The organism is Rhodococcus maanshanensis NBRC 100610 (assembly GCF_001894865.1).
Taxonomy (GTDB): domain Bacteria; phylum Actinomycetota; class Actinomycetes; order Mycobacteriales; family Mycobacteriaceae; genus Rhodococcus_G; species Rhodococcus_G maanshanensis.
Genome location: NZ_BCXA01000056.1, coordinates 17724 through 43921, shown reverse-complemented (window position 1 = coordinate 43921; position 26198 = coordinate 17724). Strand labels below are relative to the sequence as shown.

Annotated in this window: 22 protein-coding genes and 1 pseudogene; 9 read left to right on the top strand and 14 right to left on the bottom strand. The window is 70.4% G+C overall.

What is annotated here, in order from left to right; translation table 11 throughout:
- Positions 1–49: 49 nt before the first annotated feature.
- Together RM1_RS23395 and dprE1 are read right to left on the bottom strand one after the other, a co-directional pair.
- Positions 50–970, bottom strand: coding sequence for a hypothetical protein (locus RM1_RS23395; protein ID WP_143187343.1), 921 nt, complete (start codon positions 968–970; stop codon positions 50–52).
- Between the two features lie 171 nt (positions 971–1141).
- Complete coding sequence (gene dprE1 / locus RM1_RS23390) at positions 1142–2539, bottom strand: decaprenylphosphoryl-beta-D-ribose oxidase (protein WP_072754028.1); 1398 nt, start codon at positions 2537–2539, stop codon at positions 1142–1144.
- Between the two features lie 189 nt (positions 2540–2728).
- On the opposite strand from dprE1, the pseudogene RM1_RS23385 reads away from it, so the two are divergent.
- Positions 2729–4591: pseudogene (locus tag RM1_RS23385) on the top strand (thioesterase domain-containing protein); the annotation flags it as partial.
- Positions 4592–4808: 217 nt separating this feature from the next.
- On the opposite strand, the gene RM1_RS23380 reads toward RM1_RS23385, so the two are convergent.
- From RM1_RS23380 to RM1_RS23370, 3 genes are read right to left on the bottom strand one after another with little or no spacing between them, the layout of a single operon-like run.
- On the bottom strand, positions 4809–5075 hold the full coding sequence (locus RM1_RS23380; RefSeq protein WP_072754026.1) for a hypothetical protein: 267 nt from the start codon (positions 5073–5075) through the stop codon (positions 4809–4811).
- 12 nt (positions 5076–5087) lie between these two features.
- The gene (locus RM1_RS23375) at positions 5088–6158 is read right to left on the bottom strand and encodes a quinone-dependent dihydroorotate dehydrogenase (RefSeq protein ID WP_072754025.1); all 1071 of its coding nucleotides are present in this window, start codon (positions 6156–6158) and stop codon (positions 5088–5090) included.
- A gap of 47 nt (positions 6159–6205) precedes the next feature.
- Entirely contained in the window at positions 6206–7219 is a 1014-nt protein-coding gene (locus RM1_RS23370; RefSeq protein WP_072754024.1) for a YncE family protein, read from the bottom strand.
- A 219-nt stretch (positions 7220–7438) separates the two neighbouring features.
- Here RM1_RS23370 and RM1_RS23365 point away from each other — a divergent pair, with 219 nt between their 5' ends.
- Positions 7439–7792, top strand: coding sequence for an SDR family oxidoreductase (locus RM1_RS23365; RefSeq protein ID WP_072754023.1), 354 nt, complete (start codon positions 7439–7441; stop codon positions 7790–7792).
- A gap of 66 nt (positions 7793–7858) precedes the next feature.
- On the opposite strand, the gene RM1_RS23360 is transcribed toward RM1_RS23365, so the two are convergent.
- The 6 genes from RM1_RS23360 to RM1_RS23335 are packed head-to-tail and all read right to left on the bottom strand — an operon-like array spanning position 7859 to position 12940.
- Complete coding sequence (locus tag RM1_RS23360; protein ID WP_072754031.1) at positions 7859–8704, bottom strand: heme ABC transporter ATP-binding protein; 846 nt, start codon at positions 8702–8704, stop codon at positions 7859–7861.
- A complete protein-coding gene (locus RM1_RS23355; RefSeq protein ID WP_027501863.1) occupies positions 8704–9780 on the bottom strand; it encodes a FecCD family ABC transporter permease in 1077 nt (358 codons plus the stop codon). Before RM1_RS23355 ends, RM1_RS23360 begins: the two co-directional genes overlap by 1 nt.
- On the bottom strand, positions 9777–10742 hold the full coding sequence (locus RM1_RS23350) for a heme/hemin ABC transporter substrate-binding protein (protein ID WP_092667944.1): 966 nt from the start codon (positions 10740–10742) through the stop codon (positions 9777–9779). Before RM1_RS23350 ends, RM1_RS23355 begins: the two co-directional genes overlap by 4 nt.
- 59 nt (positions 10743–10801) lie before the next feature.
- Positions 10802–11488, bottom strand: a complete 687-nt coding sequence (locus tag RM1_RS23345; RefSeq protein ID WP_072754021.1) for a biliverdin-producing heme oxygenase — start codon at positions 11486–11488, stop codon at positions 10802–10804.
- A gap of 41 nt (positions 11489–11529) precedes the next feature.
- Positions 11530–11964, bottom strand: a complete 435-nt coding sequence (locus RM1_RS23340) for a TIGR03668 family PPOX class F420-dependent oxidoreductase (protein WP_072754020.1) — start codon at positions 11962–11964, stop codon at positions 11530–11532.
- Positions 11965–12019: 55 nt separating this feature from the next.
- Positions 12020–12940: an aldo/keto reductase gene (locus tag RM1_RS23335; RefSeq protein WP_027501859.1), complete on the bottom strand. Its 921-nt coding sequence runs from the start codon at positions 12938–12940 to the stop codon at positions 12020–12022.
- Between the two features lie 127 nt (positions 12941–13067).
- Between RM1_RS23335 and RM1_RS23330 the strand changes: the two genes are divergently transcribed.
- The 7 genes from RM1_RS23330 (at position 13068) to RM1_RS23300 (ending at position 19037) form a co-directional block, all read left to right on the top strand.
- Complete coding sequence (locus tag RM1_RS23330; protein WP_174562994.1) at positions 13068–13913, top strand: undecaprenyl-diphosphate phosphatase; 846 nt, start codon at positions 13068–13070, stop codon at positions 13911–13913.
- Positions 13914–13922: 9 nt separating this feature from the next.
- Entirely contained in the window at positions 13923–14615 is a 693-nt protein-coding gene (locus RM1_RS23325; protein WP_072754018.1) for a histidine phosphatase family protein, read from the top strand.
- Between the two features lie 115 nt (positions 14616–14730).
- Complete coding sequence (locus RM1_RS23320; RefSeq protein WP_072754030.1) at positions 14731–15324, top strand: DUF3090 domain-containing protein; 594 nt, start codon at positions 14731–14733, stop codon at positions 15322–15324.
- A gap of 3 nt (positions 15325–15327) precedes the next feature.
- Positions 15328–16146: an SCO1664 family protein gene (locus tag RM1_RS23315; RefSeq protein ID WP_072754017.1), complete on the top strand. Its 819-nt coding sequence runs from the start codon at positions 15328–15330 to the stop codon at positions 16144–16146.
- A 48-nt stretch (positions 16147–16194) separates the two neighbouring features.
- A complete protein-coding gene (gene mshC, locus RM1_RS23310) occupies positions 16195–17436 on the top strand; it encodes a cysteine--1-D-myo-inosityl 2-amino-2-deoxy-alpha-D-glucopyranoside ligase (protein ID WP_072754016.1) in 1242 nt (413 codons plus the stop codon).
- Between the two features lie 37 nt (positions 17437–17473).
- Positions 17474–18034 (top strand): sugar O-acetyltransferase, encoded by a 561-nt coding sequence (locus RM1_RS23305; RefSeq protein WP_072754015.1) that lies wholly within the window; start codon positions 17474–17476, stop codon positions 18032–18034.
- 241 nt (positions 18035–18275) lie between these two features.
- Positions 18276–19037, top strand: coding sequence for a dienelactone hydrolase family protein (locus tag RM1_RS23300; protein ID WP_072754014.1), 762 nt, complete (start codon positions 18276–18278; stop codon positions 19035–19037).
- Positions 19038–19098: 61 nt separating this feature from the next.
- Here RM1_RS23300 and RM1_RS23295 read toward each other — a convergent pair whose 3' ends face one another.
- Genes RM1_RS23295 through RM1_RS23285 form a run of 3 tightly spaced genes read right to left on the bottom strand, consistent with a single transcriptional unit; the run spans position 19099 to position 26190 of the window.
- Positions 19099–23277 (bottom strand): TIGR02680 family protein, encoded by a 4179-nt coding sequence (locus RM1_RS23295; RefSeq protein ID WP_072754013.1) that lies wholly within the window; start codon positions 23275–23277, stop codon positions 19099–19101.
- Between the two features lie 13 nt (positions 23278–23290).
- Complete coding sequence (locus RM1_RS23290; protein ID WP_072754012.1) at positions 23291–24700, bottom strand: TIGR02678 family protein; 1410 nt, start codon at positions 24698–24700, stop codon at positions 23291–23293.
- Positions 24697–26190 carry a TIGR02677 family protein gene (locus tag RM1_RS23285; RefSeq protein WP_072754011.1) on the bottom strand — a complete coding sequence of 498 codons (1494 nt, stop codon included), beginning with the start codon at positions 26188–26190 and terminating at the stop codon, positions 24697–24699. Before RM1_RS23285 ends, RM1_RS23290 begins: the two co-directional genes overlap by 4 nt.
- Positions 26191–26198: the final 8 nt, after the last annotated feature.

The following is a 26198-nucleotide window of genomic DNA, read 5'->3' as shown; positions in this document are numbered from 1 at the left end:
CGCAAGGGTTGGGGATGCTTGCTGAGACCGCAAGACGGGTGTCGCGGTTTCAGATGAGGCGCACGACGAGGGTGAGTCGACCGGCTGGCGTCCACGCGCCGACGGCGACGTTCCCCGAACCCAGATGCGTGAGCCTCTCGATCTCTCCCTCGTCGCCGAAGTCGATCGGCAATACGATGCGTTCGGACGAGTCGAGGTTCTCGTCGGCAACGATCAATGCGTCCTCGGTCGCGTACACGGCGGCTCGGTCGTCATTGATCCAGCATCCGGCGAGCCCGAAACCGTACTCGGCGTCGACGTCACTCGCGTCGAGCCGTGATATCTCCTTCAGATCCGGCCACGACAGCACCCGTACGGTCTGCGGATCGCTTGGATACGGGGTGAGAAGTAGCCTCGCACCCGACGGACTGAAGCCCGCGACCACGGGATCATCTCCTGCCAGGATCTCGGTCAGATGTAGGCGCGATCCCTCGACATCGACGCGGAAGGCGAGAACGCCATCCTGCCCCATGGCGAGCTCGAGAATCGCCGTGTCTTCGGAGGGATGGGGATGCAGGAAGGCGCGAGCATCATCGGCATCGATCGCCTGGTCGTCGAGGATCGCCCCGGTCGCGGGATCGAGCACGAGCAGCCGGTGTCTCTCGCCGTCCGGGACGGCGACGACAAGTAGACCGCCAAGGAGCGCGGCAGCGTCGGCGGGTACTCCGGGCACCGTGACCACTTCCTCTCCGGCGATGACGAGCCCGCCGGCGGAGGCGAGAACAAGCAGATCGAGGCTGGACGCCGCAAGGACGCAGACGTCATCCCCCAGAGGGAGCTCTCGCCGCGAGTTCTCGGCGAGTCTGTCGTCGAGGAGACGCACTGCACCGTCTCGCCACAGCGCGAAAGTCAGACGCCCGCCCGCCTCGCCGGCAAGAACGAGGCCCGACATCGGGTCCAGGACGTCGATCACGTCAGCGGAAATGAGCATTCGATCACTGTATCGAGCACGGGCGGTCATCGCTTGGACCGCGACTTTGCCAGACACGCCCTGGTCGGGCATGAACACGGGCATCGAGTCCCGAGTGGACGCAAGCCGGCACCGCGTCGACGTCAACCTCGACCGCGCCGACCGGATCCTCAGGGTGGCACCACGATCCGGCTAGCCAGACACCAGCCGAAGACGCCGAGCCAGATCGGAGGCGAAGACGCGCTCGGGGTCCACGCTGTCCCGAACAGTCCGCCATTCGTAGAGCCGCGGGTACATCCGGGCAATGCGCTCGGGGGTCGTGCGAGAGTCCTTGGCGAAGTAGAGGCGACCGCCGGCGGCCAACACCTGTTCGTCCAGCTCGTCGCAGAATCGCCCGAGCCCCGCGCAGATCGGGAAGTCGAGGCTCAGCATGAATCCCGGATGCGGCCACGAGAGTGGCGCGGGATTGCCGTCACCCATCCTCTTGAACACGTTGAGGAACGATCGGTGCCCGGACTCGGCGATCGCGCGCACGATATCGGCGAGTTGCTGCTCGGCGCCGAACGGGATGGAGAACTGATACTGCATGAAACCCTGTGGGCCGTAGGCACGGTTCCACTCTCCGAGGAGGTCGAGCGGGTGGTAGAACTGCGTCAGATTCTGGACGGTGCCCCGGCCGTGCTTCGGGTACATCCGGTGTGCGGCCTCCGCGGCGATCCGCGTCGTGAGGCGGTTGACCAACCCGCTCGGGAAGATGTCCGGGACGGTGAGTAGCTGAGGAGCGTTGAACCGCAGGGGATCCCGGCGCAGCTTCGGCGGCAGCTGGTCAAGAGTCGCCAGTGATCCGCGGGTGAACCCCGCTCGGCCGAGCTTCGGGCCGGTGGAGATGGTGTCGGGCACCGACATCGAGTAGTCGTAGCCCTCGTCGGAGCCGCCGGTCAGCAGTTCCATCGTCTCGTCGAGGTTGGCGGTGCGGTCGTGATCGGCGATGAAATAGGCCGTCTCGGTGTCCTTCATCCGCACGCGCGCCCGGACGATTATGCCGGTCAGCCCCATTCCGCCGACGGTGGCCCAGAACAGGGCCTTTTCGTCGCCCGTCGGGGACAGGGTGCGGACGCTCCCATCGGCGGTCAGCAGGTCGAGCGACTCGACGTGGTTGCCGAAACTGCCGTGCGAGTGGTGGTTCTTGCCGTGGATGTCGGCCCCGATGGCCCCGCCCACCGTGACCTGCCTGGTTCCCGGCAGGACGGGAACCCACAGGCCGTGGGGGAGGACGGCGCGCATCAGCGCGTCGAGGCTGACCCCGGCATCGAGGTCGACGACCCCGGAGTCCGGGTCGATGCGGTGGATCCGGTCGAGGGCGGTCATGTCGATCACCAGTCCGCCCGCATTCTGCGCGGGGTCGCCGTAGCTGCGGCCGAGACCGCGCGCGATGACCCCTCTCGGTCCGGCTTGGCTCACGGCTTTGGCGATGGTCTCGAGGTCGGGAGTCGACAGCACGTCGGCCGGTGTCGCTGCACGCCTACCCCACCCGCTCAGAGAACGCCGTTCGGTTCTGAACTCGGTCGTCACAGTCACCGGCCCCACCATAGCCACACCGCGCCGCGCGTTCGTCGCAACGAACAAGCGCGCCAAGGCGCGATACGGCGGTTCGAGGCGGCCCGACGTGTCATGATCAGTGGGTTTGGGTCTGCGCGCCGGGGGGATCGGGGCGCGGGGCTCGCGTGTCGCACGAATGGAATCTGGGCGCTGCGCCGTGACATCGGTGCGCGTCGCGAGGAGGGGAGACTTCACATGTCGAGCGAGACCAATTGCACTGTCGGTGCCTATGTTCCGCTGCCGGACGGCAGGCACGCGTGGGAGGTCCCGGTGTCGTCTGCGCCTGATCTCGGTGCACTCGTCACGTTTGTGACGGCCCAGGTTCTGCCGGACTCCGTCCTCAGTGCCACCGTCACGCACGGGGAGCTGCCGTCGGACGGGAGCCTGACGGTGACCCTGGTGCCGCATCTGGGTGGGGGATCGGTGCAGGTCTTTCGCCAAGCGGGCGCGGCGGGATTCACGCTGTTGTTCGAGGCGGTCGTCTCGACCGGTGCGGTCCTGCCCGAGCCGGTTGTCACCGCGCCGGCGGGGCGGTCCGGTTCGCCGATGGAGGAGTTGCCCGGGATCGTCGAATCCTTCGGTGGCAAGTGGGATTCCAGTAGTGGCCAGAGCCTGGAGGAGCGGCTCGGTCTGATCGTCGCCGAGTCCATGGGCTATGCGGTCGAGGACCTGCCCGCCGAGATCCCGCTCATCGAGCTGGGACTGGATTCGCTGATGGCGGTGCGGATCAAGAACCGCGTCGAGTACGAGTTCGACATCCCGCAGCTGCAGCTGCAGGCGGTCCGCGACGCGAGCCTGCGCGAGATGGAGAAGTACCTGCGTTACGCGATCGACAACCGCGAGGAGTTGGAGGCGCTCGCCGAGAGCCAGCGGCTCGAGAAGGGGTCGGTGCCCGCGCCTGCGGCTCTCCCCGCCGAGACCGAGGCCCCCGCCGGGGTGCCGCGGCCTGCGCCAGCCGAGCGCTCGGATGTCGATGTGCCCCCGCGTGATGCGGCCGAGCGGCTGACGTTCGCGAGCTGGGCGGTCGTCACCGGGAAGTCGGCGAAGGGCATCTTCAACACCCTGCCGGTGCTCGACGACGACACCGCCCAGAAGCTGGCCGCGCGCCTGTCCGAGCGCGCGGGCGGTGAGGTGACCTTCGACGACATTCTCGACTCGGAGACCATCGAGCAGCTCGCCGAGAAGGTCCGCGAGCACCTCGAGGACGGAGTCAAGATCGACGGGCTTGTGCGCACCCTGCGCGCCCGTCCCGAAGGGTCGTCCGCGGTGCCGGTGTTCGTGTTCCACCCGGCCGGCGGCTCGACGGTCGCCTACGAGCCGCTGCTCAAGCGGCTGCCGGCGGACACCCCGATGTACGGCTTCGAGCGCACCGAGGGCTCGCTCGAGGCACGGGCGAAGGCGTATCTCCCGCTGGTTCGCGAGATCCAGGGCGACGGCCCGTACGTGCTGTACGGCTGGTCGTTCGGCGGGGCCCTCGCCTACGCGGTCGCCAAGCTGCTCCGCGACGAAGGCGCGGACGTGCGCATCGTCGGTCTCATCGACACGGTCATGCCCGGCGAGAAGGTCGAGGACACGCCCGAGGAGATCCGCAAACGCTGGGAGCGGTACGCGGCGTTCGCGAAGAAGACGTACAACCTCGACTACCCGCTGCCCTACGACAAGCTCGCTGCGGCCGAGAGTGACGAGGCCCAGATCCAGATCCTGATGGACCTGCTCACGATGAGCGGCACCAAGATTCCCGGCGGCATCATCGAACACCAGCGCACGTCCTGGCTCGAGTACCGCGCCATCCAGACCGCGGACCTCGCGACGTACGACGGGGACGTCGTGCTGTACATGACCGACAGCTACCAGGACGACCTGATGATCATCGAGCCGACATTCCGCACTCGTCAGCCCGACGGGGGGTGGGGCGAGGCGGTGAGGAACCTCGAGATCATCCACGTCGGTGGCGATCACATCCAGATCATCGATGAGCCGCGCGTCGGGGTGGTGGCCGAGGATCTGATGAAGAAGCTCGCCCTGATCGAGGTGGACCAATAGGAAACGGCCGGGACAGGGCTCTCGCGCCTAGACTCTGGGCATGAGCCACTATGTCAGGAAGGAACCGATCGAACCTGAGCACCGACCTGATCAGCCTGCAGTTCGTCCTCGGTTCTGGTGGGTCCGGGTAGGCCTGGAATTCCTGCGTCCTGGAAACCTGCTCCGTGACCGGGCGGCCAGCAGGTATTCCTCGGTGGCACCCCGGCATCCCGATGGCTCACGAACCAAGATCATCCCCTTCAACGGCAACGGCTGGGGTCGTTAGGGCTGTTCGGTCTCGGCGGTGCCGACGGCGTGCGACGAGCAGCGTGGCGACCGAACCGCCGATCGCCACGAGCAGGGCGGCGCCCGCGACGCCGAGATAGCGCCGCTCGGACGCCTCGCTGTACGGAAAGGTGTCCGCCCAGTCCAAGCCGAGGCGGACGACGACCGCACCGAGCACCCAGCTCAGCAGGCAACCGGCGATGACGGGCAGGAGACGCATCACGTCAGCGGCTCAGCCCCGGTGCTCGGCCCCGACCGCCTCGGACAGCGAGGAGTACCCGGCCGCTCGGACCCGCTGCGCCAGGCCCTTGTGGATCCGGCGCATCCAGAACGGGCCCCCGTAGATGAATCCCGTGTAGCCCTGAACCAGGCTGGCGCCGGCGAGGATTCGCTCCCAGGCCTGGTCTGCGGTCTCGATGCCACCGACGGAGATCAGGGTCAGCTTGTCACCGACCCGCGTGTACAGGCGGCGCAGGACCTCCAGTGAGCGGTCCGCGACGGGAGGGCCGGACAGGCCGCCCGCGCCGATCGCGGCCACCTCGGACTCCGGCGTGCGCAGGCCGCTGCGGCTGATCGTGGTGTTGGTGGCCACGATGCCTGCCAGGCCGAGCTCGACCGCCAGGTCGGCGACGGCGTCGACGTCCTCGTCGGACAGGTCCGGCGCGATCTTCACCAGCACCGGGACGTCCACCGCGCTCAGCACCGCGCCCAGCAGCGGACGCAGCGACTCGACGGCCTGCAGGTCGCGCAGACCCGGGGTGTTCGGCGAGCTGACGTTGACGACGATGAAATCGGCTAGCGGGCCGAGCAACCGGGCGCTGGCCGTGTAGTCGGCGTCGGCCTCGGCCGCGGGCACGACCTTGGTCTTGCCGATGTTCGCGCCGATCGGCACCCCGTTTCGCCGCTGGCGCAGCTGGTTCGCCGCGTGGCCCGCGCCGTGGTTGTTGAAGCCCATCCGGTTGATCAGCGCGCGGTCGGCTGGCAGCCGGAACAGGCGCGGCGCCGGGTTGCCCGGCTGGGCCTGCGCGGTGACGGTGCCGACCTCCGCGAAACCGAACCCGAGTGGCCCCCAGGCGTTCACGCCGGTCGCGTCCTTGTCGAACCCGGCGGCCAGGCCGAGCGGAGCCGGGAAGTCCACCCCGAACACCCGGGTGCGCAGCACCGGATCGGAGACGGTGAGCACCTTGGCGACCAGTGCGCGCACCAGCCCGACGGCGGTGACCAGCCGCATGGCGCGGAACGCGATGTGGTGGATTCGTTCCGGCTGGAGCCGGAACATCAGGCGAAGCAGCAAGCTGTACAACGAATCTCCCTAGATTCCGGTCGTGCGATCGTCGGCGGTGACAACCGTCATGACTGTGCCTTGGTGTCGATCGACTGCAGGCCGTCGCCGACCGCCGAGCCGACGAAGAGCGTGCCGGTGCCGGGGTCGACGGTCACCGCGTTGGGCTGGCGGACGGTGGGGAAGCGCCGCTTCTCGACCGGGATCCCGCTCGAGAGGTCGTAGCCGACCACCTCGTTGCTGCGGGTCAGCGTGACCCAGACCAGGTTGGCGGTGTCGTCGTAGGCGATGCCGTACGGGGAGTTCGGGACCGGGAAGCGCTGACGCATCATCAGCGGATCGGTGGTCAGGGCGATGAGTTCGCCGCCGCGGGTGTCGGTGACGAGGACCCGGCCGAAGTGATCGGTGGTCAGGTTGGTGGCACCCTCGCCCGCTCGCAGGGCGCGGCCGAGGTACTTGTCCTGGATGTCGATCTCGGTGACGGAGGTCTGCTTGCGATCGAGCGCGGTCAGTTGCTCGCCGGTGACGCCGAGCGCGTCGACGGACGCAAGTCCCGAGATGCGCTCGGTTTCCTTGCCGCTCGCGTCGAGGACGAGGACCGAGCCGTCGGCGGTGCCGACCGCCGTCGACCCGGACTGGAGGAGGGCGGCGGAGCTGACGTCGCCGTCGACGTCGACGGTGGTCGTCTGACCTGAGGCCAGGTCAACCCGGACCACGGCGCGGCCCGCGGGCACCAGCAACACGCCGTCGCGCGGCGCGCCGAGATTGGCCACGCCGCCGGGCAATTGGACCTCACGCGGGGCGGCGCCCGGATCGGCGGCGGGCAGCAGGAGCAGGCGGTCCGCGTCGGGTGTGAGGAAGGCCACGGTCCCGGTCTTCGGGTCGAACGCCGCCGTCTCGACAGCGCCGGGGAGCGGCCGCACGGTGCCCGCGGGCGGGGCGACCGTCGCGGGGGAGACCGCCGCCGTTGCGGGCTCGATGGTCTTGAGATTCTCCCCCTCGTCCTTCGAGGAACAGCCGGTGACCAGCAATAACAGCGCACCCGCCAAGACCGTGGTTGTGCGTCCCGCCGGTACCCGCATGTACGTCTCCTCAGTCGCTCTTCGGTGCCGGCGTTCGATGTCGCGGCGTGCCCCGCCGCCGACCCGTCGCCCGATGTTCACCGTGTCCGCCCCCTAGCATCCCTGATCGCGTCTCGTCCGAATAATCCGACTCGGGCCCTCGGGCCGGATCGGGTCTACCGTGAATGCACCTGGGCCGGCGTCCGGCACAGTCGTCGACCGCGGCGGGGAGGAGGCGGGGTGGACTCAGGCAGAACCCCCGGGTTCGCGTTGGAGGACCTGAGCGTCGGTCCGTACGCACATGGATTCGGCACGAACGCGGACGGGCAGGCCTTCGCCTTCCGTGTCCGCCGCAGCACCCTCTACGTCGAGGTGTACCGCGCGGACCTCGAGTCGACGGTCCCGGACAAGTCGGACGTGGTCGCGACCGCCGAACGCTCGATGATCACCGTTGACCTGACCGACGAGCGCAGCATCGCCGCCGCGGTGCGCGACGCCGTCGCGTCGGCGGACCCGGTCAACCCGGGAACGGCAACCGGCACCACGCTCCGCGCGCTGCTGGGCCGGCTCAGCTCGGTGCTCGACCGGCGCTGAGTCCCGCCGAGTGTGCAGCTGCCGTCGCCTGCACTCGGCCGACACGCCGGAAGGTGCACACTCGGCTCAGCCCCGCTGCGGAAGCACCAGTTGGGCGCCCGAGCGCGGATGCGCGATCACCTCGACGGGGTGGCCGTACACGCGGCTGAGCAGGGTCTCGGTGAGCACCTCGCGCGGGCTGCCGTACGCGGCAAGCGCGCCGGCCTCCAGGACGGCGACGGTGTCCGCATACGCCGCGGCCAGCGCGAGGTCGTGCAGCACCACCACCACCGCGGTGCCCGCCCGCGCGCGCTCACGCACCAGCGACATCACCGCCTCCTGATGGCCGAGGTCGAGCGCCGCGGTCGGTTCGTCCAGCAGCAGCGTCTCGGTGCGCTGGGCGAACACCCGGGCCAGGGCGACCCGTGAGCGTTCGCCGCCGGACAGCGCGGCGAACGGCCGCTCCGCGAACGCGGCGACGTCGCACGCCTCCATGGCCTCCCGCACCGCGTCGGCGTCCTCGTCCCTGCAGGCGGTGCGCGTCCACGGCGCCCGGCCCATCCGGACCACCTCGAGGGAGGTGAACGAGAACCCGACGGTGTGCTGCTGCGGGAGTACCGCCCGCCGCTGGGCCATGTCGGTGCCCGTCCAGTGCTCCAGCGGCCTGCCGTCGAGCTCGACGTGGCCCTCCGCGATGGCCTGGTCGCCCGCCATCGCCGCCAGCAGCGTCGACTTGCCCGCGCCGTTCGGTCCGACGAGGGCGAGCACCTCGCCGACGCGCACGTCGAGCGAGACGGACTCCAGCACCCGGCGCTGCCCGCGGTCCACGCTGACGCCGACCGCGCGCATGCTCACCGCGCCCGGCTCCCGTCGCTCCGGCACCTCGAGCTCTCGCGCGAACAGATTCCGCAGCTGCGCCGCCAGTGTCGCCATCAGGCCCACCCACCCTGCTGACGACGGGTCCGGCGCAGCAGCCAGAAGAAGAACGGGCCGCCGACCAGCGAGGTGAGCATGCCGAGCGGCAGGTCGGCGTTGGGCACCAGGGTGCGGGCGCCGAGATCCGCGGCGAGCAGCAGGATCGCCCCGCCCAGCGCGCTGGCCGGGATCAGCAGACGATGGCCCGGTCCGACGATCATCCGCATCAGGTGCGGCACCACGAGGCCGACGAACAGGATGATGCCGGTGAACGCCACCGAGGAGGCGACGAGCAGCGCGACGACCACGACCGCGAGCTGACGCACCCGTTCCACGTTCACGCCGAGATGCGCGGCCGCGCTCTCGCCGAGGGCCAGCAGGTCCAGCTTGGTCGCCATCGCCATGGTCACCGCGATGCCGACGGCCGCCATCGGCGCGACGATCGCGACCGAGCTCCATGTGGCGCCGTTGAGGCTGCCGAGCTGCCAGAACACGATCTGATCGCGGGCGGCGGGGGAGGCGGCGAACGTGAAGTACGCGATCAGGCCACCCGCGAACGCGTTGATCGCGATGCCGGTCAGGACGAGGGTCACCACCTCGGTGCGGCCCTCGGACCGCGCCAGCAGGTACACCAGGGCCGTGGTGATGAGACCCGCGACGAAGGCGGCCGCCGCCACGGAGGGACCGGCGACGAACGCGCCGCCGGTGACGATCACGGCGCTCGCGCCCACCGCCGCGCCCGCGGAGACGCCGATGACGCCGGGCTCGGCGAGCGGGTTCGCGAACACGCCCTGGAGGAGCGCGCCCGCGCAGGCGAGTCCGGCGCCGACCACGATGGCCAGCGCGACCCGCGGGAACCGGACCTGCCAGAGGGTGACCTCGCCGCTGGGGTGCGCGGGCATGGGGCCGAGGTCGAGACCGATGCGATGCAGGACGCTGCCGATGACCTCCATCGGCGCGGTCGGTACCTGCCCGACGCAGGCGGAGACCAACGCGAGCACGACGAGCGCGATGGCCAGCGCGGCCAGGACCGCCCCGCCGCGGAGCCGCCTGCGCGGCGGCGCGGCCGCGGGGGTGGCCGTCGTGGCGGTCACTGGGCGGGTGGGCCGTAGACGGCCGTCGCCAGTGCCTTCAGGACGGCGCCGGTGCGCGGTCCGAAGCTGAGCAGGGCGCCGTCCTGCATGTCCACGATCCGCTGATCGCGGCCGGCGGGGGTCTGCGCGATGCCGGGGATGGCGGTCAGACCCTCGACGCCACCGATGGATTCGAGGCCGCCCGTCATCATGAGGAACACGTCGGGCGCCGCCGCGATCATCGCCTCGCTGGTGATCGGCGTGAAGTCCTTGGTGAGCCCGGCCGCGGTCCCCGCGTCGGTGGCCCCCAGCCCCTCGATCAGCGAGTCGGCACCCGATCCGGGGCCGGCCAGCATGGTGATCGCTGGGCCGCGCATGTAGAGGAACGCGATCGTCAGCGGGTCGGCGTTCGACGGTACGAGTGCGGTGGCGTCGGCGATCTCGGCGGCGGTCCGCTCCCGCAGCGCGGTGCCCTCGGCGGGCACCCCGAGCGCGTCGGCGACGGCCTGGATCTGGTCCGGGACGCTCGTCAGTGAGCGGGCGGGGTCGAAGAAGACGACCGGGATGCCGGCCGCACGCAACTGGTCCTGCACGGCCCGCGGTCCGATGCTGGCATCGGTGAGCACCACGGTGGGGTGCAGGTTCAAGATGGCCTCGGCGGAGAGCTGGCGGCCGCTGGGGGTGACGTTCGGGACCGACTCGACGGCGGGGAACTTCGCCGCGATGTCCCGGCCGACGAGGCGGTCGCCGAAACCGAGCGCGTAGACGGTCTCGGTGAGGGTGCCGTACTGATCGGCCGCGACGATCCGGCTGGTGTCCGTGATCGTCACGTCGGCGCCATCCGCGCTCTTGACGGTCACCGGCAGGACCGAGGCCGGGTGCTCGGCGATCGGGTCGGGGTCGAGACTCTCGAGGGTGGCGGTGGTCCTACCGGTCTGCGCGCCGGTCGGCGCGTCGCCGCCGGTCGCGCAGGCTGTGGTCATCGCCGCGGCCGTCAGCGCGATGGCCAGCAGTCGCGCGCCCCGAGCACCGAGCAGTCGGCTCATTTGACCAGGTAGCTCTCGATCTCGGCCTCGAGGTCGGCGAACAGGTCGCCGTTGAGCCGGTAGGCCAGGATCACCTCGTCGATCAGGCGCTGCTGCTCGTCCGCGGACAGCGGCGCGGCGTCGAGCTTGCCTCGGTAGGCGTCCTTGTAGAGCTTGGGCTTCTCGATCTGGTCGAAGATGTAGAACCGCAGCCCGTCGGTGGTGTAGCCGTAGGCGCGCTCGAGCATCCGGCGGATGATCTGCCCGCCCGAGAGGTCGCCCATGTAGCGGATGTAGTGGTGCGCGACGAAGCCGGCGGGCCAGTCGAACGCGACCTCGTTGAGCCGGTCGACGTACCGGGTGGTGGCGGGCAGCGGGGTGATCTCGTCGCGCCAGTTCGCGCCGAGCAGGAACTCCAGGTCGGCCTCGAGTGCCTCGGTGCGCAGGAGCTCGTCGCCGAGGAACTCCGCCACGATCGGGTTCGATGCCTGGGCACGGCCCGCCTCCTCGAGGGCGAGGTACACCAGGTAGGTCTGGCCGAGCAGGGCCGCGTACCCGGCGCTGGTCAGCTTGCCCGCGAGGAGATCACCGACGAAGCGCGACTGCTCGGTCTGGCGGTGTGCCGCGTCGGTCTGCGTCCTGATCCGCTCGGCCAATCCGGTCGCATCATCCGCGGCGTCGACACCGGCATCGAGCACTGTCATCGTTTCTCCTGTAGCTCCTCGGAAGCGCATTCCGTACAAGGTTAGCCTGCCCTAGTAGATCGGGTGTCCAGGGCGGACCAGGAGACCCATCGCGCCGGATCGATCGCGACCACCGGACCCTCGGGCGGAGAGGTCGTGTACTGCACGTACTTCCGCACGAGCGCGTCGGTGCCGATCCGGCTCTGCGCGTCGTCGTCGAGCACCCGCGCCGTGCCGTCGACGCGGATCCACCAGAGTTGCGACCAGTCCTCGGCGTACTCGTCGACCAGCAGGCTGACCCGCCCGGTCGCGGTGATGTTGTCGAGCCGTCGGAGCCGCCGCGTCGACTTGGGTTTGTCGTCGACCGCCGTGTAGATCACCCCGCCCGCCATCGCGAAGACCACCGGCACCAGGTGCGGCAGCCCGTCGGCGCCTGCGGTGGCCAGCCGCGCGACCCGTGCGCGGGCGAACCGGCTGCGAAGCTCGGCCTGCGGCATCGACGTGGAAGGCACCCCTCCAGCGTAGGTGGCCAGACTGCCGGAGGTGGGGCCGTCAGGCGCTGACGTCGTCGAGGGCCGCGGCGATCGCCGCGGGCAACTCCAGGTCCTCGGCCGCGAGCACGCCGGTGTGCTGGGCGTAGTCCCTGGCGCCGACGATGGCGCTGGCCACCCCTGGCCGGTCGCACACCCACGCCAGCGCCACGGCCAGCGGGGAGGCCCCGAGCCCGTCGGCCGCCGTGACGACGGCCTCGACGACCCGGGCGGTGTGGTCGTCGTTCAGGTACCCGACCACCAGGTCCGCGCCGGACTCGGTTGCCCCGCGGGAGTCGGCGGGGATGCCGTCGCGGTACTTGCCGGTCAGCACGCCGCCCGCCAACGGAACGGCCGCCAGCAGGCCGATGCCGTGATGGTCGGCGGCCGGGATCAGTTCGTCCTCCACCCCGCGGGCGAGCAGCGAGTACTCGGCCTGGGTGGCGATGAGCTTGGTGCCTGCCGCGGCGGTGGCCAGCTGCCAGCCCAGGTGGCCGCGCGCGCCGACGTATCGGGCGCGTCCCGTCGCGACCGCGAACTCGAGCGCCGAGGCGACCTCCTCGGCCGGGGTGAACGGATCCCAGGTCGCGACCTGCCACAGGTCGAGGTGGTCGGTGCCCAGCTCCTTGAGGGTCGCGTCGAGCTGACCGATCAGCGCGCGGCGGGAGCAGTCGAGGCGTTCGCGGCCCGGATGGATGCCCGAGCTGCTGCTGAGCACGAGCTGGCTGCGCGGCACCACGTCGTCGAGCAGCTCGGCAAGGATCCGCTGCGACACGCCGTCGCCGTAGAACGGTGCCGAATCGACAAGGGTGCCACCGGATTCCGCGAAACCCATCAGCTGGGCCGCGGCCTCGACGCCGTCCGTGTCCCGACCCCACCCGAGCGTGCCGAGCCCGATGCGGGACACCCGGAGTCCGCTGTCTCCGACCGCGCGCTGCCTCATAATTCGATCACCACAAGAAGGGGAGCGTAGTGGTGCCGCGCGGTGCGCGCCCAGGGGGCGCGCCGGGTACGGTCGCTCCCGTGAATCTTCTTTGCCGCGTTAACGTGTCCCCTGGAGTCGGCCAGTGATCGTGGAATCGATGACATGGCTGCAGGCCATCGTCCTCGGAGTGATCCAGGGGCTGACCGAGTTCCTGCCGATTTCCTCCTCCGGCCATCTTCGTATCGTGTCGGAACTGTTCTGGGACACCGACGCGGGCGCCTCCTTCACCGCGGTGACCCAACTCGGCACCGAGGCCGCGGTGCTCGTCTACTTCGCCAGGGACATCTGGCGGATCGCGATGGCCTGGTTCCGTGGCCTGTTCGACCCGGGCAAGCGCGGCGACCACGACTACAAGATGGGCTGGTACGTCATCGTCGGCACCATCCCCGTCGGCGTCCTCGGGTTCCTCTTCAAGGACCAGGTCCGCACCGGGGCGCGCAACCTGTGGCTGGTCGCGACGATGCTCATCGTCTTCGCGCTGGTGATCGCCGCGGCCGAGTACTACGGGCGCAAGCGCAGGCCGATCGAACAGCTCACGCTCAAGGACGGCGTGATCATGGGCTCCGCTCAGGCGCTGGCCCTGATCCCCGGTGTGTCGCGGTCCGGCGGCACCATCAGCGCAGGCCTGTTCCTCGGTCTCACCCGTGAGGCGGCAGCCCGCTACTCGTTCCTGTTGGCGATCCCCGCGGTCACCGCGGCCGGATTGTTCAGCCTCCCCGACGCATTCGCGCCCGCGGGCGAGGGACTCAACGCCAGCGGGGCCCAGCTGATCGTGGCGACCCTGATCGCGTTCGTGATCGGGTACGTCACCATCGCGTGGTTGCTGCGGTTCGTGGTCGACCACTCGATGTACTGGTTCGTGGGCTACCGCATCATCCTGGGTCTGCTGGTGTTCGGGTTGCTGGGCACCGGCGTGATCTCGGCGACCTAGTCTGGTCCCATGACAGTGATCCTGCTGCGGCACGGGCGATCGACATCCAACACCTCTGGCATGCTCGCCGGCCGGTCGCCGGGCATCGATCTCGACGACCGCGGCCGGGAGCAGTCCCGCGCGGTGGTGGATCGGCTCTCCGGCGTGCCGCTTGCGGCGATCGTGCGTTCCCCGCTGCTGCGCTGCGAACGGACCGTCGAACCGTTGGCGCGGGATCGGGACCTTGACCCGATCGCCGACGACCGGTTGATCGAGGTGGACTACGGGTCGTGGACCGGACAGGCGATCAAGGACCTGCTGGAGGAACCGCTGTGGAAGGTGGTGCAGCAGCACCCGTCCGCGGCGGTGTTCCCCGACGGCGAGGGCCTGGCGCAGGTGCAGGCCAGGGCGGTCGCCGCGGTCCGCGCGCACGACGCGAGGCTCGCCGAGGAACACGGCGGGGACGTGCTGTGGCTGGCCTGCACGCACGGTGATGTGATCAAGTCGGTGCTCGCCGATGCACTCGGGACCCACCTGGACGGGTTCCAGCGGATCGTCGCCGATCCGGCGTCGGTGAGCGTGGTGCGCTACACCGCGACCCGACCGTTCGTGCTGCGGATGAACGACACGGGCGACCTGTCGGGACTCAACGGCAGCGCGCCTGCCAAGCCCGCGGGCGTCGGATCGTCGGATGCCGTTCCCGGCGGCGAGGTGGGAAGGTAGGGGGTGGGCGGATAATGAGTGACGCGACCCGAGTCCCGTCGTGGACGCGACCTGCGCCGCGATTCCGCCCGACCACGGTTACAGATATCGACCGCTCGACCAGACGGAGGTGCTGATGTCCCGAGCAATACACGTTTTCCGCACCCCTGATCGATTCATCGCCGGCACCGTCGGCGAGCCGGGTGACCGTGCCTTTTATCTCCAGGCGATCCACGAGTCCAGGGTGATCACCGTGCTGCTGGAGAAGCAGCAGGTACAGGTGCTCGCCGACCGGATGGGACTGCTGCTCGACGAGGTGCACCGCCGGTTCGGCACGGCCGTGCCGCCGCAGGACGTCGAGCTCGAGGACCTCAGCCCGTTGATGACGCCGATCGACGCCGAGTTCCGGGTCGGCACGATGGGCCTCGGGTGGGACGCGGACGCGGGCTCGGTTGTCGTCGAGTTGCTCGCGGTCAGCGAGTCGGAGTTCGACGAGTCCGTGGTCCTCGACGACGCGGAGGACGGACCGGACGCGGTCCGGGTCTTCCTGACGCCGGAGCAGGCCAGGGCGTTCGCGTTGCGGTCCGAGCGGGTCATCGCGGCGGGGCGCGCACCGTGCCCGTTGTGCGGTGAGCCGCTGACCCCTGAGGGGCACGTCTGCATCCGCACCAACGGCTACCGGCGTGGCGCGAACTTCGAGCGCATCGACGAACTACCCGAAGAGGAGTAGCCGTTGACCGCCGACCACGTCGTGGACGAGGAGTCCGAGTTGCTGCACACCGGCGAACTGTCAGTGCTGGGTCGGATCGTCAGCGCCAGCAACGCCACGCTGGTCTGCGAGGCCACGAGTAACGGGCAGAGCGTCCGATGCGTGTACAAGCCGATCCGCGGTGAGCGCCCGCTGTGGGACTTTCCGGACGGCACCCTCGCCGGTCGCGAGGTCGCGTCCTATCTGATCTCCGAGGCGCTCGGATGGGGCGTGATCCCGGAGACGATCCTGCGGGACGGGCCGTACGGCCCCGGCATGGTGCAACGCTGGGTGGAGACGCCGGAACCGACCGGCGAGCTGGGTGAGCGGATGGCGCTGGTCGACATCTGCCCGCCGGACCAGGTGCCTGCCGGGTGGTTCGAGGTGCTGCTCGCGTACGACGGGGACGGCGAGCAGGTGGCGCTGGTCCACGCCGACGACCCCCGGCTGCAGCGGATGGCCGTGCTCGACGTGCTGCTCAACAACGCGGACCGCAAGGGTGGTCATGCGCTCGAGGGCATCGACGGTTCGGTGTACGGCGTCGATCACGGCATCTGCCTGCACAGTGAGGACAAGCTGCGCACCGTGTTGTGGGGCTGGGCCGGCCAGCCGGTACACGGCGCACTGCTCGTCGACGTCGAGGCCCTCGCCGAGCGCCTGCGGGGCCCGCTGGCCGATCAGCTGCACCAGCACATCACCGGCGACGAGATCGACGCGCTGGTGGCGCGGACCGACGCCATGCTCGCGGACCCGGTGATGCCACTGCCGGGAAACCACCGGCCGATCCCGTGGCCCGCCTTCTAGCGGGAACGCGTTCCGGGGGACTTCGGGCCCTCCGATAGGCTCGTCCGTATGCAGTCCTGGTCCGACACAGCCGTTCCCTCCGTTCCCGGTCAGGGGCCGCCGCTTCGGCTCTTCGACACCGCGGACCGCCGGGTCCGACCCGTCACCCCGGGCGAGACCGCCACCATGTACGTGTGCGGGATCACCCCCTACGACGCCACACACCTCGGGCACGCCGCCACCTACCTGACGTTCGATCTCGTCAACCGCCTGTGGCGCGACGCCGGTCACAACGTGCACTACGTGCAGAACGTGACCGACGTCGACGATCCGCTCTTCGAGCGTGCGGCCAGGGACGGCGAGGACTGGGTGGTGCTCGGCATGCGCGAGACGGCGCTGTTCCGCGAGGACATGGAGGCGCTGCGGGTGCTGCCGCCGCGCGACTACATCGGCGCCGTCGAATCGGTGAACGAGGTCGTCGAGATGGTGGAGAAGCTGCTCGCCGCGGGCTCCGCATACGTGGTCGACGACGAGGAGTACCCGGACGTCTACTTCCGGGCGAACGCGACCGAGCAGTTCGGCTATGAGTCCGGCTACGACCGCGACACCATGGAGCGCTTCTTCGCCGAGCGCGGGGGAGACCCCGAGCGGGCCGGGAAGCAGGACCGGCTCGATGCGCTGGTGTGGCGCGCCGAGCGACCGGGTGAGCCGTCCTGGCCGTCGCCGTTCGGGCCGGGCAGGCCGGGGTGGCACATCGAGTGCTCCGCGATCGCGTTGAACCGGATCGGTTCGGGCTTCGATGTGCAGGGTGGCGGCAGCGACCTGATCTTCCCGCACCACGAGTTCTCGGCCGCGCACGCCGAATCCCTTGTGCTGGACCGCCGATTCGCGCGGCACTACGTGCACACCGGGATGATCGGGCTCGACGGCGAGAAGATGTCGAAGAGCCGCGGCAATCTGGTGTTCGTGTCGAAGCTGCGCGGCGAGGGCGTCGACCCGATGGCGATCCGGCTGGGTCTGCTGTCCGGGCACTACCGCACCGACCGGGCCTGGACGGGCGACGTGCTCGCCGCGGCCGAGGAGCGCCTCGCGCTGTGGCGTCGTGCCGCCGCGCTCGGGTCGGCCCAGTCCGCGGAGGACACCATCGGACGGCTGCGCCAGCACCTGGCGGACGACCTGGACACCCCGAAGGCGATCGACGCTGTTGACGCCTGGGCCCGGTGGGCCGTGGATCACGGCGGCTCGGACCCGTCGGCACCGGGAGCGCTCGCGGACGCCGTCGACGGACTGCTCGGGGTCTCGCTGCGCTGACCGGCGTCCCCCCATGCCGTCGGCTAGGGTCGGCGTCATGGGGGAACAACGAGATCGAATGCTGCTCGGCGAGCTCTATCGCGACAACGACGCCGACCTGGTCGCGGAGCGGAAGGCCTGCCAGCGCCTGCTCGACCAGTTCAATGCCACCGGGGCCGACGAGGATTCGCTGCGCCTGGACCTGTTGAAGCGGCTCCTCGGCTCGATCGGCGAGGGGTCATGGGTCATGCCGCGATTCCAGTGCGACTACGGATCGTTGATCACGATCGGCTCGAACAGCTTCCTGAACTACGACGCGATCCTGATGGACTGCGCGCCGATCACGATCGGGAACGACGTCTCGATCGGTCCCCGTGCCCAGTTGCTCACCGCGCTGCATCCGATGGAGGACCACGAGGCGCGGCGGCAGCGGTGGGAGTCGGCGGCTCCGGTCGTGATCGGCGACAACGTCTGGCTGGGCGGGGGAGTGATCGTCTGTCCCGGCGTGACCATCGGGGACGACACGGTGATCGGCGCGGGCTCCGTGGTGACCAAGGACGTGCCGTCGCGGGTGTTCGCGGCGGGCAACCCGTGCCGGGTGATCCGGGAACTGCCATAGCCGTTCGGGATTCGCGGCACTTCCCCTGCGCGTGCAACGGGCCAATGGCGAGGCAGGAAATAGGTTGGACGGGATTCGGTTCAGGTTGATAGCGTGCGCGAGACCGTGACATCACGCGAGGAGGTGGGACCCATGAACGCAGTAACCATGTGGGTGCTCCCACTCGTGTTCACGGTTCGGCGATCGACGTAGGTGTCGCCGGGAGCGCCTCGACAACAAGGCGATCCCGAAAGGCAACACCATGCATTTCACCTCTGAGACATCGTCGAACGGTGTCATCGAACGTACATTCACCCTGGATGAGATCACCGGCGTGCTCTGGTCACCCACATCCGGAACCGTTGGCGCACCGCTGCTGCTGTCGGGGCACGCCGGCGGCATGCACAAGAAGGCGCCGGGGCTGGTAGCCAGCGCGCTCCACTGCGTGACCACCTATGGGTACACCGTCGCCGCCATCGATGCGCCCGGACATGGTGACCGGCCGCGAAACAGTCAGGATCAACGGTGGGCCGAGGCGATCCATCGGGCCAGGGCGGCGATAGCTCCGATCGCCCCGATCGTCATCGACTACAACATGTCGCTGGCGGAGCGTGCGGTGCCGGAATGGCAGGCGACCCTGGACGCCCTGCAGGCGCTGCCCGAGGTCGGCGCCGAAGCGCCTATCGGCTACGGCGGAATGACGTTGGGTGTCGTGACCGGGCTGATGCTGACGGCGGTCGATTCCCGGATCGCTGCCGTGAGCTTCGGTGGGGTCTATGTGCACGACGCTCTGATCGAGGCGGCGAGAAAGATCACCGTCCCTGTCGAGTACCGGATTCCGTGGGACGAGGACGAAATCGACCACACCGCTGCGATCGCGTTGTTCGACGCCTTCGCCGCGAGGGAGAAGACGCTGCACGCCCACCCGGGCAGGCACAACCAGGTGCCCGAGTACGAGCGCGACAGCTCGGCCCGGTTCTTCGCCCGTCACCTCGGCCGGGCCGCCGACACGGCCTCGGACTGACGTGACCGGTATCGGCGTCCGGATCCGTGCCGGACGCCGATACCGCCGCCAGCATTCGCCCTCACACCTGCGCGAACTCCAGGCCGCCCTCCGCCGCGGCGAGGACCCGGCGGCGCAGCGGCGAGCCGAGCGCGGTCGCCAGGTCGCTGCCGTCGTGCTCGGCCAGGAGCTCCCCGTCCGTCCACACCAGCAGGGCGGCGCTCACGGACTGCTCCGCGGTCGAATGCGCGAGGTCGTAGTGGGCGCACCCCGGTACGCCCGCGTACGTCACCCAGAGGTCGTATCCGGTCATGAACAGGTCCAGATCGAATTGCACACTCAGGCCGAGCAATTCGCTTCGGCCGTTGTCGTCGACACCGGCGAATGCCTCGTCGAGGCCGAGCAGCCGAGGTGAGTGCGGGTCCGCAGACGACAGCATGACGTGTGCGGCCGCGAACAGCGGCAGGTGCAGCGACACCGATTGCTCACCGCCCGAGAGGGCGCCGTGCCGGGCCACGGTCAGCCGATCCTCGCTGCCGTCGCCGCCGATCAGGGTGAAGGAGAAGACCCGCCAGCGCCGGTAGTCCAGGGCCGTCGCCAGGATCTCCGGGTACGACCGCTCCGGGTGCGCCGCCCGCGACGACCGGATCTGGGCCGCGAAATGTGCTCGCATGGTGGCCAGTTCGTCGGCTCCGAGCGCGGAGGCATCGCGGTCGAGCAGCTTCGAGATCGCCCGCGAGCTCTCGTCGAGGTTGTCGGCCAGCACCCAGTGCACGCCGATGGTGTTGCCCGAGGACATCCGCCGTTCGCGCATCTCGGTGCCCATCTGCGCGATGAGTGCCCGCGCGTCGACGGTGCGTTCGTGGATCTGCTGCGCGAGACCGGTCAGCAGCGCGTCCTCGAGGATCCTCCGCTCGGACTCGGTGAGCAGCTGTTCCTGATCCTGGCGGGCGACGGCGATGCGGCCCGCGAACTCCCCGATCGAGGAGTAGCCCTGCTCGTCCTGGACACGGACCGTGGTGAGCCCGTCCGGGGCGTCCCACTGCAGTCGGTAGTCCTGACCCGCCGCCGCGAGCTGCGCATCGAAGTCCTGCAATGCCGTGGTCAATGCGGTCCTGGTGGACTTGCGTGCCCCGTCGCTGACCCGCACGGATTCCGTCGCCTCCGCCAGCGCGCGATGGAGCGCGTCCACCTCGTCCGGGAGCACCGACGCACCGGTGCCTGCCCCGTCCTCGTTCTGGATCCGGTAGACGATCTGGTCGGCGGTCAGCCACGCCGCCGCGCTCGCGGGCCAGGAGTGGTGCTCGGCGATCCCCAACAGCTCGAGCAGGTCGCGGCGGGCGTACGGCGCCAACCGGTCCGCGTCGGCCCGTGCCTCGGTGAGCGCGCTGCGCAGCGCCTCGACCGCGGCGCTGTGGGAACCCTCCGCCTTGCCGATCTGCTCGACGGCGGACTCGTTGGCCTTGCGGGCCGCCCGCTGTTCGGACTTGAGGTCCTCGATCCGGGCGCGGACCTTCTCCAGGTCCGCATCGATCTGCTCGGCGCTCGCACCGAGGTTGTCGCGCAGCATCTCCAGCCGTTGCACCTGCGTCGCGTAGTTCTCCTCGGCGATCGCCGATTCCTCGGCGAACTCCTCGGCGATTGCACGGGCCTCGCTGTGCCGGTCGTCCGACTCGCGGTGGTGCTCGATCTCCTTGTCGTGTTCGCGCCTGCAGCGCTGCACCAGGTCGCCCTGCTTCTCGAAGTGCCGGATCGCCGCCGCGAGCGAGTCCAGTTCCCGGCCCCCGTGCGGGGTCCGGTGCGCGACCGCAGCCGCGCGCAGTTGCTTTTCCTTCGCGCCGAGGTCCGCGATGGCCTGGTCCAGCTCGCGCTGGGTGACGGCGGTCGATTCCGAGCGGGTGCGCAGGGCCCCGGCCGCCTCGGTGACCGATTTGAGCGCGGCGAGCACCGGCGTGGTGCGGGGCAGGGCCTTCGATGCGGCCGCGAGCCGTCCGGCGAGCTCGCCCGCCTCGTGTTGCGCGGCAAGGGCTTCGGTGCGGGACCGCTCGGCCTCCGTGATGGCGTCGTCGAGTTCGGCCAGCCGCAGCTCGCGTCGCCGGGCCCGAGCGGTTGCGCCGATGTACTCGGCGTCGGGCTTGCTGTGCCTGCCCTGCTGCACGCCCTGCCAGAAGCGTCCGTCGACCCCGACGCCGACCAAGGCGTCCGGTTCGGTGGGCTCGGCGTGCAGAGCGATCGAGGACAGGATCGCCTGCACCCTCGCCTCGGGCACCCCGGTGTCGGACTCGACGGTCAGTACGTCGGCGAGCGTCGGGCCGCCGGGGCGGTCCGATTCGGGCAAGGCGACCAGGTGCTGCTCCGAATCGGTTGCCGGTGCGGGGCCGTCGCCGCCGTACACCCACCCGTCGAGCAGGTTCGCGGCCTGCAGCGCGGATTCGACCCCCGCGGCCGTCTCCCGGCTCACTGTGTCGGCGAAGCGGACAAGGCGCCACAGCGGGGCTCCGGCCAGATTCTCGCGAGAACCGGCCCTGGCAGCGAAGGGCGGTGGTGCATCGTCGGTTTCCGCGGAGATCCGCTGCCGATCGGCGGACAGTTCGGCGATGATCGAGGCCGACTGGCCGGCTTGCAGTTCCGCCTGTGCCCGGGTGGCCCGCACCGTATCGAGGCCTGCCTCGGTGTGCTCGCCGAACACCGTTGCCAGGCTCGGTGATTCGTCGTCGCCCGCGCTCGCCACCGCGGAGTCGAGCGCATCGAACAGGGCGTTGCCGACCCCGATGGAGGCGAACAGGGCCGAATGGTCGGTCCACCAGGACCGCAGCGCCGCCGCGCATTCGGCGCGGGCGAGCGCCGTGGCGGCCTCGGCCTCGGCGACGGCGGCCCTCGACGTCTCGAGCAACTCGCTCCCGCGGGTGCCGGCCCGGTCGGCACGGGTCCGCTCGGTCCCGGCCTTCTCGACGGTGCCGAGCGCGGTCCGTACCGCGCGCACATCTCCGTCGCGCTCCTCCGCGTGGCCCCGCAGCGTCGCCGCGAACTGGTCGGGACGGGCGGTGGCGGGCAACGGGGTCCAGGCGATCCCGGCGTCCTCGGCCGCCGACTGCAGTTCGTCCTCGGCCCTGGTCAGTGCCGCCGACGCGCGGGTCACCGCGCTCGCGGACCTCGCGGCCTCGTCGGCGCGCTGCTCGAGACCGGCCTGGGCCTTCTGGGCCTTGTCGAGCTGCTGCTCGGTCGAGAGCTTGAGCTGGGCGACCACGGCGGCCAGGTCGTCGAGCTGCTGCTTGCCCTCGTACGCGCCGGACCGTTGCAGCGTCTCGAGGTCGGATCGACCCTGTTCGAGCGCGCGCTCCGCGGCATTGAACCGTTCCTCCGCGGCCACCCGCTCCTGCTGGCGGCTGGTCCGCAGCTCCGCGGCCTCGGCCAGCGCGACGACACCGTGCTCGACGGACTCGAGTCGCCGCGACACCTGCTCGACGTCCGCTCTGGCCTGCTGGCGGAGGTACTTGGTGTAGACCCCGACGAAGCCCTGCGCGGCCTGATCCGCGGCGGCAAGGCCCTCGAGCGCGCGGCCGACCTCCTCCATGTCGCTGAAGGAGCGGGCCGCCTCGAGCACCAACTGCTCGTCGAGGGGGCGCAGGCCGTCGGTCAGCGCCTGGGACAGGCCCTTCGGGTCGAGGTTCTTCGCCAGCTGAGGTCGGCGCAGGGTGAGGATCAGGTTGATCAGCTGGTCGTAGCGTTCGGCGCCGAGCCCGAAGAGCCGGGCGTCGATCGCGGCCCGGTAGTCGGTGGGCCGGTCGGTGATCGCGTCGGTGCCGATCTGGTCGGCCAGCTGGCGCTTCGTCAGCGGGCGGTCGTCGCCGCCGAGCAGGGAGAAATCGACCCCGACCCGCCCGTCGGCGACGAAATGCCATCGGGTGACCTTGTCGTTCTGCCTGGTGGCGCGCATCCCGATGCCGACGGTGACCGCCTCGGGGTCCGCATGGGATCCGCGAGCGAACTCCATCCAGACGTAAGAGTGCGCGGAGTCCTGTCCGCGGTAGAGCAGGTTCGACTTCATGGTGCGCTCTTCGCCGGCGAACGGGTTCAGACGGCGGGGCTCGATGCGGCCGTCGAGCACGAACGGGAAGAGCACCTCGAGGGCCTTGGTCTTGCCGGAGCCGTTGGGCCCGCGCAGCACGAGGCGACCGTCGGCGAAGGAGAACTCCTGGTCGCGGTAGTCCCAGAGGTTGATGATCCCGGCCCGGGTCGGGCGAAAGCGCGCGCTTGCCATGCGAGTTCTGCCTCTACTTCTCTACTGGTTCGGACGGGGTTGCGGGATCGGGGTTGTCACCGAACAACTCGGGCTGGCTCGCCCGGTCGCGGACGTTCACGACGACGCCGCGGTAGCGCGCCAGCGCAGGCAACACGAGCACGCCGCCCTCGGTGCGGCGGACCAGTCGCTGCTTGTCCAGCAGCGCGACGGCCTGCTCTCGCAACCCGTCGTGGTCGGCCTGCCACTGTGCCGCGAAGGTCCGGCCGAACCGACGGACCAGGTCCGCCACCGCGGATGCGATCCAGGCGTCGTCGATGAGCGGGAACAGCACGGGCTCGGGGCCGGGCTCGGCGTCCGGTGCCGCGTCGACGGCAGGCTCCTCGGCGAGTCCGTGGAAGACACCTGCCGCGGGGATGGCGCCGTCGAGCGCGTCGATCAGCGCGGCGGTGCGGGTCGGGCCTGCGGGAACCCGGACGAGCTCGCCCGCGTCCGGGTCCAGCACCCGGTCGGCGATCTCGCCTGCCAGGAGCAGGGCCACCTGGGCGACGGTGCCCGTGCTCGGGAAGCGCACGTCCGACATGCGGCCCGAGGTGTCGATCAGCGCGATGCCCTCGGCCCGTCGCTCGGCGGCCAGCCCGGTGAGGGACTCGACGTCCGCAGCCGTCCGCGGCAGCGCCAGCTGCAGGCGCTCGTCGTCGCCGAGCTCGTCCGCGTAGACGACCGGGCGTTCCACCAGAGCCCGGCGTACCCGCCGCGCGGTCTCCCTCGGGTCGGCAGGCCGGTCGGGCACGAGCCCGTCCTCGTCGGCCGCCTGGACCTCCTGCCCCGCCAGCAGGCCCCTGATCGAGGTGAGGTGCTGGAGGGCACGCGGCGGCCGGAACAGCGCCACCACGACGGACCGGTCGATGTCGTACAGCGCCTCGCCCGCGCTGGGATTGGCCGCCCAGCCACCCGCGTCGCCGTCCGCGAGCGCGATGGCGCCCCTGGCCGCGAGCCAGCCGACCGCGTCGACGAACGCGTCCCGGTCGGCGGCCCGCTCTGTGGACAGTTCCACGCCGTCCACCTGGGTGGCGTCGGCCGCGACGTGGTCCGCCAGCTCCGAGAGGGTGATCTGGTTCCCGGCTCGGCCAAGCGCCGCAAGGCACAGGGCGAGGTAGGCGTAGCGGTGCCGGTCGAAGGTGCGGTCGGTGCCGGTCCTGGCCGCCGCCGTCGGGTCCAGCCGGTCGGTCACCGTGAACAGCCGTGCCGTCGTCTCGGTGACCTCGAGCCGGTAGCCGAAGAGTTCGAGCAGGTCCTCGCGCAGCTCGGTGGCCCACCTGCGCAGCAGCGGCAGCGCGATCCGGTCCGGATAGTTCTGTGTGACAAGGTGATTGGAGAGGATTATGCGGGCCGCGCGCTGGTAGGAGTCCAGCGCCAGCGGTGGGATCTCGCGCGCCCTCACTGCACGCTCACCTGCAGCCGGTCGAGGTGCAGCATGCCGCGGGCGGTCCGGACCGTCGTCGACTCGTCGTGCGGGCGCAGCGTCAGCCGGACCCCGTTCTCGGCGCCGGTCGAGCTGCCGACCCGACCGCTCACCGGCACCCGCGCGGTCAGGGCGGCGTTGAGCAGGCTCAGCAGCACCTCGGTCTCCTGCTCGTCGAGCACCCGGTCGTAGACACCCCCACCGGCCAGCGACTTCGCCGCGGTGGCGCGGGCGCGCTGCGCCGCGAGCTGCCCCTCGCGCAGCCTGCGGATGCTGGCGTCGTTGCGTTGCACCCGGCCGGGCAGGCCGGGAGACGGGGTGCGGCCGGTCTCGGCGAGGGTGCGCGAGATCTCCACCGGCGGGGCGTCCCACCAGGACCGCGACTCGGGGATGATGTCGGCGTCGGGGTGCAGCATCGACAGGTGCCGTGGCCTGCCGAGATCGAACACGGCCTGGTACAGCGCGTGCGCGGCGTCCTCGGTCGGGGTCGCCGCGAACCAGCCGGCCAGGTGCCGCAGCTGGCTCTCCCTGCTCACGCCGCCCCTGCGCGTCTCGGTGACGCGGCGCAGCAGCGAGAGCACAGCGGCGATGGCGCTCATGGTGCCCTCCCGCAGCCGGTCCGATTCGCTGACACCCGCGTCGGCGACGAACCAGTGCTTGAGCCCCGACCAGCGCGACCGCCAGTCGTCCTCGCGCTCGTGCAGGGTCAGGAACACCCGCTCGTCGCTGGCCGCGGCCCTGGCCACGAGCCGGTCGATCCCGGTGTCCTCGACGGCCGCGATCGCCTCCGCGAGCTTGGGCGCGTATCGGGCGAGGTCGGAGCTGAACTCGCGCATGTGGGTGAGCAGCGCGTCCTTGTGCGCGAGGAACGACTCGGGGGTGATCTCGGTGGTGCGCACCAGGTCGCCGAGCGTGAGGTAGAACTGGGCCGCCCTTGTCGCCATGTCCGACAGCGTGGAATCGAGCCTGCTGAGTTTGCGGTAGATCAGGTCGCCGTCGGCATCCCGGTTGGCCTCGGCCAGCTCCCGCATGTCGGCCAGCAGGTCGGGCAGCGCGAGGCGGGAGAGCGAGGCGTCCTCGAGGCGTGCCCCGAGCACGTCCTCGACCGCCCGGAAAGCCTGGTAGCCGGCCTGGCTGAACTGGTAGACGAAGTGACGGTTGCGGTACTCCGCGAGGGTGGCCGCCCTGGTGCCGTCGTAGCTGCGCTCGAGCACGCCCCACAGGTGCAGCTGCTCGAGCAGCGGCGTGATCTCGGCGCCCGCCAGCCGGCCTGCCTGGTCGTCGCCCGCGATCCGGCCCAGGATCTCCGCGATCTCGCCCGCGTGCAGCAGGACCACGTAGTTCGCCCTCGCGTGGTCGAACGCCCGCAGCACCCACAGGTACTCCCCGCGCTTCTCCGCGCTGGTGAAGGCGAACAGCCGCAGCCGGTCATCGCGCGGGCCCGCGGCGGGCGTTCCGGAATCACTCATCGTGAACA